The sequence below is a fragment of the Staphylococcus parequorum genome (assembly GCF_039237145.1).
Taxonomy (GTDB): domain Bacteria; phylum Bacillota; class Bacilli; order Staphylococcales; family Staphylococcaceae; genus Staphylococcus; species Staphylococcus equorum_A.
Genome location: NZ_CP150682.1, coordinates 1,809,533 through 1,823,709 on the forward strand (window position 1 = coordinate 1,809,533; position 14,177 = coordinate 1,823,709).

Here is a 14,177-nt window from a genome sequence, read left to right on the forward strand (position 1 = left end):
CTTATTAAAATAGGGCTAGGGCAAAATATGATGATGTATTCTTGCCCCAGTCTATTTTTAATGATTTTTAACAATCATCAGACAAACATGTAAATGCAAAAGGAGATAAAAAAACATGACAAATACACAATATATTAATAGAGACGAGACTGTCTTTAATGATGCTAAATCATTAATGCAATTAAATAAAAATATACTGTTAAAAGGACCAACTGGTTCTGGTAAGACGAAACTTGCAGAAACGCTAAGTGAAACTTTAAATAGACCGATGCACCAAATTAACTGTTCAGTCGATTTAGATGCTGAAAGTTTATTAGGATTTAAAACAATACAAACAAATGACAATGGGTCACAAGAAATTGTCTTTATAGATGGACCTGTCATACAAGCCATGAAAGAAGGAAATATTCTTTATATTGATGAAATCAATATGGCGAAACCAGAAACACTGCCTATACTGAATGGTGTATTAGACTATCGTAGAAAACTAACAAATCCATTTACAGGAGAAGTTGTAAGTGCAGCACCAGGTTTTAATGTTATTGCAGCAATAAACGTAGGATACATTGGCACATTACCTATGAATGAAGCATTAAAAAACCGTTTCGTTGTTATTGAAGTAGATTATATTGATGGTGATATTTTAAGTGATGTTATTAAAAACCAAAGCCAGTTAAAAGACGACGCTGTTATCCAAAATATTATAAAGTTCAATGAAGATTTGAGAACAATGACAAAACAAGGTCAAATTTCTGAAGAAGCAGCCAGTATTCGAGCGCTGATTGACTTGAGCGATTTAGCAACAATCATGCCAATAGAACGTGCGATACAGCGTACGATTATAGATAAATTAGAAGACGAACGTGAACAACAAGCAATTAAAAACGCAGTAGAATTAAACTTTTAGTGAGGGATAATCATGAGTGATCGTTTTATAAAATTTAATGACGAACAACTTGATGCAAAGCAAGTCATGATGCTACAAGATTTAGCTCGTCTTTTACTGAAAAATGAACAAGCACACGTTAAAATACAAAAATTTCCATACTATGATCCAATCAATCATACCTTAATTACAAGCTCATTTTGGTCACATAGGAGTAAAGAAATAGAATCCACAGGATTAAAATCAGATGTATTACTTGCTACTTATGGTTATCAAATGATGGATGAAAAAATTGTAAATAAAGTCATTCATAATCGAGAGTTTCAACACCCAAAATTCTTCCAACAACTTTTCAAATTATTAGAAGACAAACGTGTATTAAATACCATAGTTCAATTACGTCCTTCGACAAAGCCTATAATTCAAATGCGTAATGAGGTTAGATTGAATTATACTCAGACACAAATCAAAGTTTATAAAACCAAAACAACTTTTACAGACTTACTATTTTTATATTTAGAAGCATCTTTTTTAACAGAAAACTTTTATGATGTACCGCAAATCCATCCTCAAATTGATGATGTTTTAAATCATATGTATCAATACTTACCTAATTTCTTTTATAATGAAACGTCTGAAGATAACATGTATTTAGCAGAACGTATCATGTATCAAATCGATGATATTTTAAAAGAAGATATGTTGAACGAATATTATCATTTACCGAAAAAAGTTTATGAAGCAATAGAAGAACTTAATTTTGAGGATATAACGAGAACTGACGCAAGTAACTCAGATGGTCAGTCTGATGAACAAAACGATGAAGACGTTGTAAGCGAAGATATGGAATCTAATAATCAAGATAGTGCGTCAGAAGGTGGCGCTTATTTAGAAATGGAATTACATGAAGGTGAGAATAGTGATGTCATGGGTGATAATGACACCGCACGTGAGGGTGATGCGAGCGATGATATGACTGATATGCAAACTAAAAAGGGCAAAGGCTCTACTGATAATGTTGAAGATGACGAAGGTGGTACTGTCGGTCATAACCAAGCGTTTGCACTTAAAGGTATCAATCAGAACGTAGAGATTAAATGGAATATTCCAGACATAGAACCACAATATATCAATGATTATCGTGACGTTGAATCTGAAGTCCAGTTTGAGACAAAAGATTTAATCCAAATCATAAAGAAAACAATTGATAGAGAATACCAGGATGAACGTCATAATTTAACTAAAGGAAGACTACAGAAGAATCTACTTAATTGGTTTATTGATGATCAATATAAGCTGTTTTATAAGAAACAAGATTTAAGTCAATCCTTTGATGCTACTTTTACATTGCTAGTTGATGCATCTGCAAGTATGCAAGATAAGATGGAAGAAACGATCAAAGGCGTTGTCCTATTCCATGAAACTTTAAAATCATTAAATGTTAAACATGAGATACTTGCATTTAACGAAGATGCGTTTGATGCAGATGAAGCAAATCAACCCAATATTATTGACGAAATCATTTCATACGACCGTTCAATTTTTGAAAAAGATGGACCACGAATTATGGCTCTAGAGCCTCAAGATGATAATAGAGATGGCGTAGCAATTAGAATAGGAAGTGAACGATTAATGCGTCGTTCACATAATCAACGTTTTCTAATTGTATTTTCAGATGGTGAACCTTCAGCATATAATTATAGTCAAGATGGTATTTTAGACACTTATGAAGCCGTTGAAACTGCTAGAAAAATGGGGATCGAAGTATTCAATGTGTTTTTAAGTCAAGATCCTATTACAGAAGACATAGAACAAACGATTCATAACATTTATGGTCAGTATGCCATCTTTGTAGAAGGCGTAGAAAATTTGCCAAGCCATCTGTCACCATTATTGAAAAAACTTTTATTAAAATCATTTTAGCTAGACTAATTTTTATAAATTAATCGCTATATATTTAAATATTCTGAAATTTATATAGACGGCATCTAATTAAACGTGATAGAATAGATAATATTATTTTATTGGATTAAAAGGAGAACGTCATATGAATAAAAATACATGGATTATAGGCTTCACATTGTTTGCAATGTTCTTTGGCGCTGGCAACCTTATTTTCCCACCTAATTTAGGTTTAGATAGCGGAGAATATTTCTGGCCATCCATTTTAGCATTTGCATTAACTGGAATCGGATTACCGTTATTAGGCGTTGTTGTAGGTGCATTAGATAAACAAGGCTACATCGGGTCATTAAATAAAATATCACCTAAGTTTTCAGTAGTATTCTTAGTAATTATATACTTAACAATAGGTCCATTATTTGCGATTCCACGTACAGCATCAACATCATTTGAGATGACTGTTACACCGATTGCACAAACAAATAGTAGTTTAGCATTATTTATATTTACAGTTATTTATTTCTTAATTGTATTATATTTATGTATCAATCCTAGTAAAATGGTTGATCGTATCGGGTCATTGCTAACACCATTACTACTTATCACGATATTAGCGATGATTATTAAAGGATTTGTAGATTTTGGTGGTAATGCACCAAGTCAATCTGCAGAATCGTTTACTTCTGGTTTTGCTGGATTTTCACAAGGGTTTACCAATGGTTACTTAACGATGGATGCTATTGCAGCAATTGCCTTCTCAATGATTGTAGTTAATGCTGTAAAAGCAACAGGCGTTACAAATGCTAATAAGATCTTTAAGCAGACATTATTAGCTGGTTTAATCGCTGCAGTTGCCTTAATGTTCATCTATATTTCTCTAGGTTTTATAGGAAATCACATGGATGTATCGCAAGAAAAAATTGCTAGTTTAACAGCAAAAGATCAAAACATAGGTACATACCTATTAACTACAATGGCAGATGTAGGCTTTGGAACTTTTGGTAAATATCTATTAGGTATTATTGTTGCACTTGCGTGTTTAACTACTGCATGTGGTTTAATCGTTTCAGTGTCAGAATATTTCCATAGAATTTTACCGAAAATTTCTTATAAAGCTTATGTAATTGGATTTACGCTAATTAGTTTTATATTAGCAAATCAAGGTTTAAACTCAGTAATTACAATGTCTGAACCAGTACTTAGTATTGTATATCCAGTAGCAATTACTTCAGTATTACTGATATTGATTGCACGTTTTGTACCAACTAAGCCAATTGCACAACAAATTCCAGTTACGATTGTTTCTATTGTTTCAATATTAAGTGTAGTACATACACAAGGCTGGATAAAAATGAGCTTTATTGATAGTTTACCTTTAAAAGACTATTCATTAGAATGGTTCCCAATTGCTATAGTCACTACAATCATAGGTTATATTGTAGCTACTATGGTTAAAAGTCAAAAACCTATCGTTTACGAAAAAGATTAAAAGTTCATTTAAGTAGATTCTGCTCAATATTTAAATGCATCGTTTTTGTAAAGATACAATCCCTTCAAAGTAGTCACTGAAACAGTGATTGCTTTGAAGGGATTTTTTTATGTGTAAAAATAACATTTTGCTGTTAAAATCTTCATTTAAATAAAAATATCATTTTTTAAGGTGCAGAATTTTCCAATTGCATGATTAATATATAATAATTTAATCTTAAAAATTATAACTATTTTACAAAGTCCAATTGATTACTAAGAAGAAGTGGGCTATAATCTTAACTTCAAGTGTTTCGTCAGTGACAATAGTAAGTCTCTTGTCACAATCATAAATAGACTTACATATTTTTATTAAAGATGGAAAGTACACGTGTTCATATTCACAAAAACACCATTTGCTATAGCGTAAGACTTCGTTTTCATACTTATAATTTTGAACTCTAAAACAATATTCAATGATATTCGTAAGCAATTTGATAAGTACTGAAAAAGCTAAACTATTTATTATAAAAGACTTAATATAGAGAAAATAGAGAGAACCTAAAAAGAGGAGTAGAATAACATTAAATTTTCTTATTGGAAAGACAAACTAGATTGGCCGGTGTTTCTTATTAGCGGTGGCGTACTCGTATTATTTGTAATTATGTCATCACTATTTACAACAGCAACTTCGGATTTCGTGCAAAAAGGCTTTGAACTATCCATTACATATTTCGGTGCATTTTGGCAAATTTTATTACTAGCAACATTTGCGGTAGGTGCTGTTTTAGCCTTTTCAAAGTATGGTCGTGTAAGGCTCGGAAATGCTTCTAAACCTGAAATGAGTTACTTCAGATGGGCAGCAATTGTGATTACGTCAGGATTAGGCGCAGGTGCTATATTTTGGGCTGCTGCTGAACCTATGTATTATTTTATTGATGTGCCACCAACTATGGATCCAAGTATCAAAGATAGTAGTTCAGCTGCTATACCAGCAGCAATGGCTCAAAGTTTCACATCATGGGGCTTCACAGCCTGGGCAGTTTATGGTGCTGTCAGTGGTATCATTATTATGTATGCACATTATAATAAAGGCATGAAAATGCGTCCAAGAACAATTTTATATCCAATATTTGGTAAAAAGATTGAGCATACTAAGACAGGCTCTATGATAGATGTCTTTTGTATTTTAGGTGCTGTAGCTGGAACAATTGGAACAATTGGGTTTTTCGGTTTTCAATTTAGTTACTGGTTACATAGTATTTTTGGTATTCCAGATAATATCATTACTCAAGTCTTATCTGTTGCAGGACTTATGGTCATTGTATCTATTTCTGCAACTACAGGGATAGATAAAGGTATACAGTTTCTTAGCAAACTAAATATATGGTTAGCAATAGCACTTGCTGTCTTTATATTGTTAATAGGCCCTGGTGGTTTTATTATTGATACTTTTATTTCTTCTTATGGAACATATATCACTAATTTCTTAGAAATCAGTACCTTTAGAGGAGATAATCAATGGGCTGGCGCATGGATGCTTTTCTTCTTTGGTTGGTTTATAGGTTATGGTCCTTTAATGGCTATGTTAGTTGCCCGTGTCTCAAAGGGACGTACAATCAGAGAAATCTTCATACTCGTTTCAGTCGTAGCAGCTGTAGTTTCTCATTTTTGGTTTTCTATTTTAGGTGGAAGTGGATTGTTTTATGAATCTAAAAATAATGGTTCAATTAGTGATCCTTTATCTGAAAATGGTTTACCTGCAGCAGTTATCTCAATTGCTACACAATTACCTTTAGGCAATGTGTTAGTTATAGCTTTACTCATTTTGACACTTATATTTGTAATAACAACTGCCGATACAATGTCATATTCAATTTCTATGTCCGTTACTGGCGAAGGAGATCCGCCTAAAATCATCAGATTATTCTGGGTTGCTATTATGGGTGTAATCTCAATTATTCTTATTAATATTGGCGAGGGTAGTATTAGTGCAATACAGTCCTTTATAATCGTAACAGCAGTACCTATATCGATTATCATGCTTCCTGTCGTTTGGACAGCGCCGAAAATTGCGCACAAACTTGCTGTGGAACAAAATATAGTAACTACTAAATCCTCAGACACAGTTGACAATACAGAGAATTTAATTAAAAATTCAGCAAATCAACATACAGAAGATTCTAAGCATTAAATAGAGCGATTAGAATTAAATCTCAAAATGAGTCTGAGACATAAGCTTCTCAGATAACTAAAAAATGATGGTTTCTACGTGAAATAAAGTAGAAGCCATCATTTTTATGTTTTTTATCTATTTTTGTAGCTCGATGAGCTACTATTTTCCTTATATTTATTGCCATTCATGCTAATCCTACTTCTCGTTTTAAAGTTATGTTAGAGTAACTTTATTATACAAAAGCGTCTTATTTTTTGTATTAATTTATATAATTGTACCGATTTTGTAAAGCGCTGACGCCTAGGGGAATAGTATGAGTCTGTAAAACAAATAATATCTCAACTCTATTTCCAGGGTGGGACGACGAAATCTTATTAGAAAAATTAGATTTCTGTCCCACTCCCATACCCCAAGCAAGCACGCGCTTTCAAAACCGAAAGATTTTAAATAGAAAAAGTAGATGGGGCGGGGAGAAATCAAAATTTGATTTTCTGTCCCGACTCCATCTACTTTATTTGTTCATAAACCTTATTTATTATCTTTCATATCTAACAATTGATTTTGTAATTCTGATTCAAGTTGATTTAATTCTGTTTCTGCTTGTTTACGTTTAGTACGGCCTTGTTCTTGGATTTGAAGTGTCTGTTCAATTGTTTCAATAATATCATTTTGTGTTGTTTTGAGTGTCTCGATATCAACGACACCACGTTCATTCTCAGTAGCTGTTTCTAACGCGTTTTGTTTTAATAATTCAGAGTTTTTTAATAGTAAATCATTTGTAGTATCTGTAACTGCCTTTTGAGCTGATACGGCATTACGTTGTCTCATCAATGTTAATGCAATAGACATTTGGTTTTTCCATAATGGAATACTCGTTAAAATTGAACTTTGAATTTTCTCAGCAAGGGCTTGGTTTACGTTTTGAATCATTCGTATTTGAGGTGCAGTCTGAATTGCAATCTGTCTTGATAACTGCAAATCATAAATTCGTTTATCTAAACGATCTATAAATTGTTCCATATCAGATGCTGCTTGCACATCCATTTGGTTACCTGTCGTTTTTGCTTGTGTTCTTAGTTTAGGTACTTCAGTCTGTTGAAGCGTATGCTGTTTCTTTTTAGCTGCTTCAATATATAAAGACAATTCTTCAAAATAATCTTTATTCATATTGTATAATTCATCTAACATGTCTATATCTTTTTTTAAGTTATTTTTATGCTTATCTAACTCAATAGAGATACGATCAATCTGTGAACCTACAGATTGCATTTTAGAAAATATTTCATTAACAGATGCTTTCGTACGTTTAAATATACGTTTCAACTTAGATTGGTTTTCTGGATTAAGTTCTTCAGGGTTAACTGACTTTAATTTACTCATTAAACCATTCAGAGACTCACCCACAGGGCCAACATCTGTTGTGTTAACTTCATTTAAAATACGGTGTGAGAACTGTGACATATTTGATTGTGCTTGTGTACCATAATTCAGTAAACCATCATTATCCATTGGCTTTATTTGTTCGCTCAACTTATCGATTTTTTGTTGTTCCTCTTGAGTATATTGCGTTTTATTATTGATTATTTCATTTTGATTAGCTGACTGTTCATCAATATATTTGTCCAATGGATGTGAACTTAAAAAGTCTTGTTCTTTAGCCATTCAATTTCTCTCCATTCTTAATTCTATGTTATTTATTTCTTTTCTGTTCCATTTTGTTTAATTCCATCTCTATATCTAACTGGCTATAGTCTTCGTTATTAATTCTCTTCAAGTCAGCAACTAAAGTTCTTTTCACTTCGTCTAAAGTAATTCTTGTTTGTTCTAATTTTTGTTTTTCTTCTTTAGATTTTTTAGGTGACTTAGATAATCTTGTATATGCTTCAATTAAATTTAATGCATTATCAATATGTGAATAGAAGAAACCTTCTACTTTGAAAAATGAACCTGGTTGTTGTTTCACTGCAAAATAAATTGCACGAGAAATTCGGTATATTTCATTCACTTGTCTAAAATCTTTAATCGATCTCACATTTACAAATGTTTTCAAAATTCTTCTAATCTTATCTTGTGCATTGTTTAACTGACTATTTACAAAATGATAATCACGACGTGATAGACCAATTTCATTTAAATATTTTCTAGAAGTTAAACGTTGAGTAGGGAAGTAAATTGCCAAGAACGTTACCGCAGAAATAAGAAAATCAAATATAACATAAATATCAAGAGCAAAAACACTAGTAAACCATGCGATAACTGCTACTGGAAAAGCTATGATTGTCCCAAAAATACGTGAAATAGTATATCTCAAACTTCATCTTCCTTTATATAGTTTTAAAATCCTTTAATGATTCATCAATATTCAATTCTTCTATAGTATAATCTTCAACATGCGAGGCAGGTGACGCACCGTCTATAACTGCATTTAAAAATGGAGTTAATGCTTTTTCATTTCCTTGCGCATAAATATCAACATAATTATCAATATTTTCAACTGTGCCTACAATATTATACTTTCTAGCTATCTTCTGTGTATAGTATCGGAAACCTACACCTTGCACCATTCCAAATACTTTAACGTGTTTGCACTGCATATTATCACCTCTTAGTAGTATTATACGAAATTTTAGGCCACAAAACTAATATTTACGTTTGAGCTACGTATGTATATAGGCCAAAAGTATGAGTCAGATAACTTGATTTTGTATATTATCTAGTTAAAATATTACACATAGACAAATTGTGCGACTCTAATTAAATTATATAAAGTATATAACTAGTTCTATTCATATCTATTTATAAACGTGGGGATTTTATTTAGAGTGAATGTATGAAGACCATACATAAGTATAATCAACTTGTTCTATTAAGCTTAAAATTTAGAACACGCTATTTAAATGTTTTGAAAATGTTTTTGAGCTGACTATGAAAGGGTGAAATGAAATGTGGACAGTTGCAAAAATTCGGGCTGACTATGAAGGTTGGTGGTTATTTAGTGACTGGACTGATCATATCGTAGAACAACATAATTTTGAGACTTATAACGAGATGTTAAGCCAATATCAATCAATCATTTTAAAATGTAAAAAAGATTATGATAACTATTTAGTTGGAAAATATAATATTCATGCGTTTTATAATAATTGTGATTTAGGATTTTGTGAAGATTGCGATGAAGATTTACAAATATTCTATAGTTTTATTGTTTTAAATAATAATGAAGTATATTATAAATTACCTATTGTTGAATAAACAGTTTATTCAGATTTGTATTGCAATTTTATTTAAATTGCTTTATACTGTTAGTCAAGCAATAGTTTTATTCCATATTGCAAAGAATATTGTACTAACAGACTTGAACTGTGAAATTGTATTTTTTGTAATATGCGAATAACGCATATTGAATGAATATTAGTCTTGGAGGTTTCACAGTTATGAAACAAGGTACAGTAAAATGGTTTAACGCCGAAAAAGGTTTTGGTTTTATCGAAGTTGAAGGAGAAAACGACGTGTTCGTACACTTCTCAGCAATTAACCAAGAAGGATACAAATCATTAGAAGAAGGTCAATCAGTTGAATTTGAAGTAGTTGAAGGCGACCGCGGTCCTCAAGCTGCAAACGTTGCTAAACTATAATATAGATTTCTATATTGACTTTATTTAAAAAGAACCTTGTCAAAGGTTCTTTTTTTATATATATAGGCGCCTTTACATTTTAAATATGTTAGGGCGCCTTAATGCATGGGACAAGCATGTAATCCGCTAATGCTTCTTAGATTACATTTTAAATATGTTAGGGCGCCTTAATGCATGCGACAAGCATGTAATCCTCTATTTCCGTCGATGAAATCGAGTTAGGCTTTCTTAATGTGTGCAATATACATATATTCATTCAATATAGGCATTTAAAGAGCTTTCAGTTATAATCATGACCAAATAATCCAGAACTTTATATTGTTTGTTTAACACGCTTAAAACACCATTTTAAGAACATTAAAAAAAGGTTGTTAGCATGCCCAGTAGGGAGTAGCTAGCAACCTTTTTCTTATATAGTCATTTATTTTGTATCATTAATGATTAATTGGCGTAATGATTGACGCTTAATAACTTCTCTTGCTTTTCCATCTTTCAAGAAAAACACGGACGGTTTCTGCATTTGGTTATAATTTGATGCCATTGAATAATGATAAGCACCAGTTGATAGAATAGCTAAATAGTCGCCACGTTTAACTGTACTTGGTAATTGTGCATCTTTGATAATAATATCTCCAGATTCACATAATTTACCTGCCAGCGTTACAGTTTCATCCTTTGGATCATTTCTATTAACCAGTAGAGCTTCATACTTCGCATCATAGAGAGAGGTACGAATATGATCACTCATGCCACCATCGATTGACACATATTTATTCACATTAGGAATATCTTTAATTGTACCTACTTCATATAAAGTAATACCTGCTTCTCCTACAATTGAACGTCCAGGTTCAATACCAATTTCTGGAATAGGGTAATCAGCTTCTTGTGCTATCGTTTTAATTGCTTCAGTTATTTCTGCAATACCATCTTCGATAGGGAAGCTCACATCACCTTCGACATACTTAATACTAAAGCCGCCACCTAAATTGATCAATTCTATCTGAATGTCATTTTCTTTCAGCCATTGGATAACTAATTTAGTAGTTTCAATCATAGCTTCAGTACCTTCAATTTGCGAACCTACATGGAAGTGAACACCTTTAAGATTTAAGCGCTTAGCATCTTTAACTTTTTTGACACCTTCAATCGCCAAACCATGTTTGATAGACAAGCCAAATTTACTATCTTCTTGTCCAGTTTGAATAAATTCATGTGTATGTGCTTCAACTCCAGGATTTAACCTTAACACTACATTCACTTCTTCACTTGCATAACGGTTAATAATATCAATTTCTTCTAAAGAGTCAATCACAATATAACCCACTTTACTTTCTAAGGCATATTGTATTTCACGTTTTGTCTTATTATTACCATGAAAATGTATGTGTTGTGCATCAAAACCAGCAGCTAATGCTGTGTATAATTCACCTTCAGATACTACATCTAATTCGAGTCCTTCTTCTTCTACTAATTTAACCATTTGTAAACAAGTAAATGCTTTAGAAGCATATGAAATATTATAGTTTAATCCGCTCTTTTGAAAAGCTTCATGAAAACGTCTCATTTGTGTTCTGATTTGCGTTTCATCATAAACAATCGTAGGCGTCCCAAAACTTTGTGCTATCGTTTTAAGACTTGTACCTCCAATTGTAAGCTCTCCTTTATCATTGTATTCTACTACCATAATTTATCTATACTCCTTTATTAGTGAGTCATGATTCATCGCGCTTAATTGTTCAGAATTCGCGCCCACACCTTTAAATGTGAACTCATCTACGCGTATATCGTTATTATATAGTATCACTTCATCTTGTGCACGAACATTGCTATCTACTTCCACAAACATATGACTCATCATTAACGCACGTATAGGATAACGTTTACCGTTAATCAATGCTTCGTGTTGTGCTCTTGATTTAAGTATACCATCGCCGTAACCAACATCTACGACTGCTAACCTTGTTTCATCTTGTGTAGCTTCATAAGCAAAACTATACCCACAATAATCTCCTTGATTAACTTCACGCACTTGGATGACATTACCTTTAACAGTCAATGATTGTTTAATTGCTGTTTCCTCTACATGACTGTATGGTCTTGAACCATACAATGCAATGCCAACACGTGCGTGTGTATGATGGAGGAAAACACCATTTTCTCGATAATAACTCGCACTATTTTGAGCATGAATTAGATCAAACTGATAGCCCTCAGTCAATAAAGTATCTACAACGTCTAACCATGCTTTTCGCTCAATTTCATAATCTGGAACATCAAATTCGTCTGCATATCCAAAGTGTGTCCATAAGCCAGTTATTATCATGCGCTGTTCATTTTTATTTTGCGCATGATGTATAAGGACTTCTCTCATTTCTGCAATTGATTTCAATCCTGAACGATGTAATAAATTTTCATATTCTAAATGAACTTGAATATCATATAAATCTTCTACATGTTCATAATAGAAGTCTAGAGAAGGTAAAGTCATCTGAATATGATAAGCACGTAGTTTATCGAATTCATAAACTGCATTCATTAAAAATATCGTAGCGTCGGGTGCAAGTTTACGAATTCGGATTGCTTCTCTCAAAGAAGTTGTACTAAAAGTTTGGATACCAGCTTTTTTAAATTGTTGAACAGCAAATTCCAAACCGTAATGGTAAGCATTATTTTTAACTACAGCCATGAGTTGGTTATCTTGCGCTACATTTACTGCATTTTCATAAAATTTCTCTGTATCTACTGACCAAATGGCTGTCATTGTACACGCACCTCGCTATAGGATTTTAGAAGTTGTTCATAATAATCTGCAATACGTATGAGCATATATTCATTAAAATTTAAATGAGAAGTGTGTAAGCCAGTTACATAACCCTTCGCTTCATCTCGTACACCGACAAATACAAAATAACTCGGCGCAAGTCGACTATAAAAGCTGAAATCTTCCCCAAATAAATAAGGTGTAGGTTTATCAATAATTTCAAAATCTGCATTTTCCAATCCAAGTTCAACATGTTTACGTAGTAATGGATCATTATAAGTAGGTGGGTAACCTTCTTCAAACTTCACTTCACATTCTACATTAAATAATAAGCTGACACTTTCAGCAATTTTGGCCATTTGTTGTTTCACGATTTCTAAGTCATGAACATCATATGTTCTGATTGTACCTTCTAGATAACCATGACTAGGGACAGTATTAATCGCTTCTCCAGCTTCAAAATGACCCATATGGACAATATTTCGTTTTAAACCGTTCAAATGATATTGTTGAATTTGTCCTACTTGGCTTAATACATGTTGTAATGCTTCTCCACAAGAATGTCCTTGTTCTTTATCCGCTACATGACTAGAAAGGCCATTTAAATAAAATCTATATTCAGTAGCACTTGCTGTTATTTCTTCATCTCGTATAACAACTTTACCTTCATTTTCAAACGGCATAACATGAATACCAAATACTGCTTCAATTTCATAATTTTTAAAAGCACCAGCACGAATTAATCGATTTGCACCGCCACCAGTTTCTTCAGCAGGTTGAAATATAAAAACGATACTTTGCGGTAACGTTCCTTGATCAGCCATCGCTTTACATCGTTTAACAAAGAGCATTAACGCAGTAGTGTGCCCATCATGTCCACAAGCATGCATTACATTATCTGTTAAACTTTTGTAAGCTACATCGTTTTCTTCAAAAATAGGCAATGCATCAATATCTGCACGATAAGCTATCGTATGCTCACCGTTCCCAGGTAAATAAGCAACCAACCCTGTATCAAGAGGGCGTTCATAACTGATACCTAATTCATCTAAGAAAGAAGCAATATAGGTAGTAGTTTCATATTCATGTAGACTTAGCTCTGGGTTTTGATGCAAATGACGTCTATGTGTTGTTACGAATTCTAATTCATTCATTTTAAATCAAATCCTTTTAGTTTTATTAATTAACTTCAGATTTTAATCTAAAGCACTTTGTTTATATGTATAAAAAAGCGAAAACATAATATTAAAAAAATGAGGAGGTAAGACCGATTCATCAATGTATAATGGATAGCAACTTTTTAAAAGTTATAAACGCCATCATTTATTACATCTTGTCTCGTCTTAA

Annotated in this window: 12 protein-coding genes; 6 read left to right on the forward strand and 6 right to left on the reverse strand. The window is 32.5% G+C overall.

Features of this window, described 5'->3' with window-relative positions; all coding sequences use genetic code 11:
• Window positions 1–115 precede the first annotated feature (115 nt).
• From AAA453_RS08795 to AAA453_RS08810, 4 genes are all read left to right on the forward strand, one after another.
• The gene (locus AAA453_RS08795; RefSeq protein ID WP_427704459.1) at window positions 116–907 is read left to right on the forward strand and encodes an ATP-binding protein; all 792 of its coding nucleotides are present in this window, start codon (window positions 116–118) and stop codon (window positions 905–907) included.
• A 12-nt stretch (window positions 908–919) separates the two neighbouring features.
• A complete protein-coding gene (locus AAA453_RS08800; protein WP_427704460.1) occupies window positions 920–2,809 on the forward strand; it encodes a vWA domain-containing protein in 1,890 nt (629 codons plus the stop codon).
• A 124-nt stretch (window positions 2,810–2,933) separates the two neighbouring features.
• The gene (gene brnQ3 / locus AAA453_RS08805) at window positions 2,934–4,277 is read left to right on the forward strand and encodes a branched-chain amino acid-like transporter carrier protein BrnQ3 (RefSeq protein ID WP_427704461.1); all 1,344 of its coding nucleotides are present in this window, start codon (window positions 2,934–2,936) and stop codon (window positions 4,275–4,277) included.
• Window positions 4,278–4,919: 642 nt separating this feature from the next.
• Window positions 4,920–6,449: a BCCT family transporter gene (locus AAA453_RS08810; protein WP_230622003.1), complete on the forward strand. Its 1,530-nt coding sequence runs from the start codon at window positions 4,920–4,922 to the stop codon at window positions 6,447–6,449.
• Window positions 6,450–6,959: 510 nt separating this feature from the next.
• Here AAA453_RS08810 and AAA453_RS08815 read toward each other — a convergent pair.
• Genes AAA453_RS08815 through AAA453_RS08825 form a run of 3 tightly spaced genes read right to left on the reverse strand, consistent with a single transcriptional unit; the run spans window position 6,960 to window position 9,025 of the window.
• Window positions 6,960–8,093 carry a toxic anion resistance protein gene (locus AAA453_RS08815; protein ID WP_427704462.1) on the reverse strand — a complete coding sequence of 378 codons (1,134 nt, stop codon included), beginning with the start codon at window positions 8,091–8,093 and terminating at the stop codon, window positions 6,960–6,962.
• Window positions 8,094–8,121: 28 nt separating this feature from the next.
• The gene (locus tag AAA453_RS08820; protein WP_046465313.1) at window positions 8,122–8,742 is read right to left on the reverse strand and encodes a 5-bromo-4-chloroindolyl phosphate hydrolysis family protein; all 621 of its coding nucleotides are present in this window, start codon (window positions 8,740–8,742) and stop codon (window positions 8,122–8,124) included.
• A gap of 13 nt (window positions 8,743–8,755) precedes the next feature.
• On the reverse strand, window positions 8,756–9,025 hold the full coding sequence (locus tag AAA453_RS08825; RefSeq protein ID WP_046465312.1) for an acylphosphatase: 270 nt from the start codon (window positions 9,023–9,025) through the stop codon (window positions 8,756–8,758).
• A 349-nt stretch (window positions 9,026–9,374) separates the two neighbouring features.
• Here AAA453_RS08825 and msaA point away from each other — a divergent pair, with 349 nt between their 5' ends.
• On the forward strand, window positions 9,375–9,683 hold the full coding sequence (msaA, locus tag AAA453_RS08830; RefSeq protein ID WP_002507638.1) for a regulatory protein MsaA: 309 nt from the start codon (window positions 9,375–9,377) through the stop codon (window positions 9,681–9,683).
• 182 nt (window positions 9,684–9,865) lie between these two features.
• Window positions 9,866–10,066, forward strand: a complete 201-nt coding sequence (gene cspA / locus AAA453_RS08835) for a cold shock protein CspA (protein WP_002507639.1) — start codon at window positions 9,866–9,868, stop codon at window positions 10,064–10,066.
• A 421-nt stretch (window positions 10,067–10,487) separates the two neighbouring features.
• Here the strand turns inward: cspA and lysA are convergent, their stop codons facing one another.
• From lysA to AAA453_RS08850, 3 genes are read right to left on the reverse strand one after another with little or no spacing between them, the layout of a single operon-like run.
• Complete coding sequence (lysA, locus tag AAA453_RS08840) at window positions 10,488–11,753, reverse strand: diaminopimelate decarboxylase (RefSeq protein ID WP_427704464.1); 1,266 nt, start codon at window positions 11,751–11,753, stop codon at window positions 10,488–10,490.
• A gap of 3 nt (window positions 11,754–11,756) precedes the next feature.
• Window positions 11,757–12,830 (reverse strand): alanine racemase, encoded by a 1,074-nt coding sequence (locus AAA453_RS08845; protein WP_427704465.1) that lies wholly within the window; start codon window positions 12,828–12,830, stop codon window positions 11,757–11,759.
• Window positions 12,827–13,984, reverse strand: coding sequence for a M20 metallopeptidase family protein (locus tag AAA453_RS08850; protein ID WP_427704466.1), 1,158 nt, complete (start codon window positions 13,982–13,984; stop codon window positions 12,827–12,829). The genes AAA453_RS08845 and AAA453_RS08850 overlap by 4 nt, the downstream gene beginning before the upstream one ends.
• Window positions 13,985–14,177: the final 193 nt, after the last annotated feature.

Bases quoted from the DNA above. Each gene is read 5' to 3' on its own strand.
- msaA (WP_002507638.1), top strand. From the start codon at position 9,375: ATGTGGACAGTTGCAAAAATTCGGGCTGACTATGAAGGTTGGTGGTTA.
- cspA (WP_002507639.1), top strand. From the start codon at position 9,866: ATGAAACAAGGTACAGTAAAATGGTTTAACGCCGAAAAAGGTTTTGGT.
- AAA453_RS08825 (WP_046465312.1), bottom strand. From the start codon at position 9,025: ATGCAGTGCAAACACGTTAAAGTATTTGGAATGGTGCAAGGTGTAGGT.
- AAA453_RS08810 (WP_230622003.1), top strand. From the start codon at position 4,920: ATGTCATCACTATTTACAACAGCAACTTCGGATTTCGTGCAAAAAGGC.
- lysA (WP_427704464.1), bottom strand. From the start codon at position 11,753: ATGGTAGTAGAATACAATGATAAAGGAGAGCTTACAATTGGAGGTACA.
- AAA453_RS08845 (WP_427704465.1), bottom strand. From the start codon at position 12,830: ATGACAGCCATTTGGTCAGTAGATACAGAGAAATTTTATGAAAATGCA.
- AAA453_RS08815 (WP_427704462.1), bottom strand. From the start codon at position 8,093: ATGGCTAAAGAACAAGACTTTTTAAGTTCACATCCATTGGACAAATAT.
- AAA453_RS08850 (WP_427704466.1), bottom strand. From the start codon at position 13,984: ATGAATGAATTAGAATTCGTAACAACACATAGACGTCATTTGCATCAA.
- AAA453_RS08800 (WP_427704460.1), top strand. From the start codon at position 920: ATGAGTGATCGTTTTATAAAATTTAATGACGAACAACTTGATGCAAAG.
- brnQ3 (WP_427704461.1), top strand. From the start codon at position 2,934: ATGAATAAAAATACATGGATTATAGGCTTCACATTGTTTGCAATGTTC.
- AAA453_RS08795 (WP_427704459.1), top strand. From the start codon at position 116: ATGACAAATACACAATATATTAATAGAGACGAGACTGTCTTTAATGAT.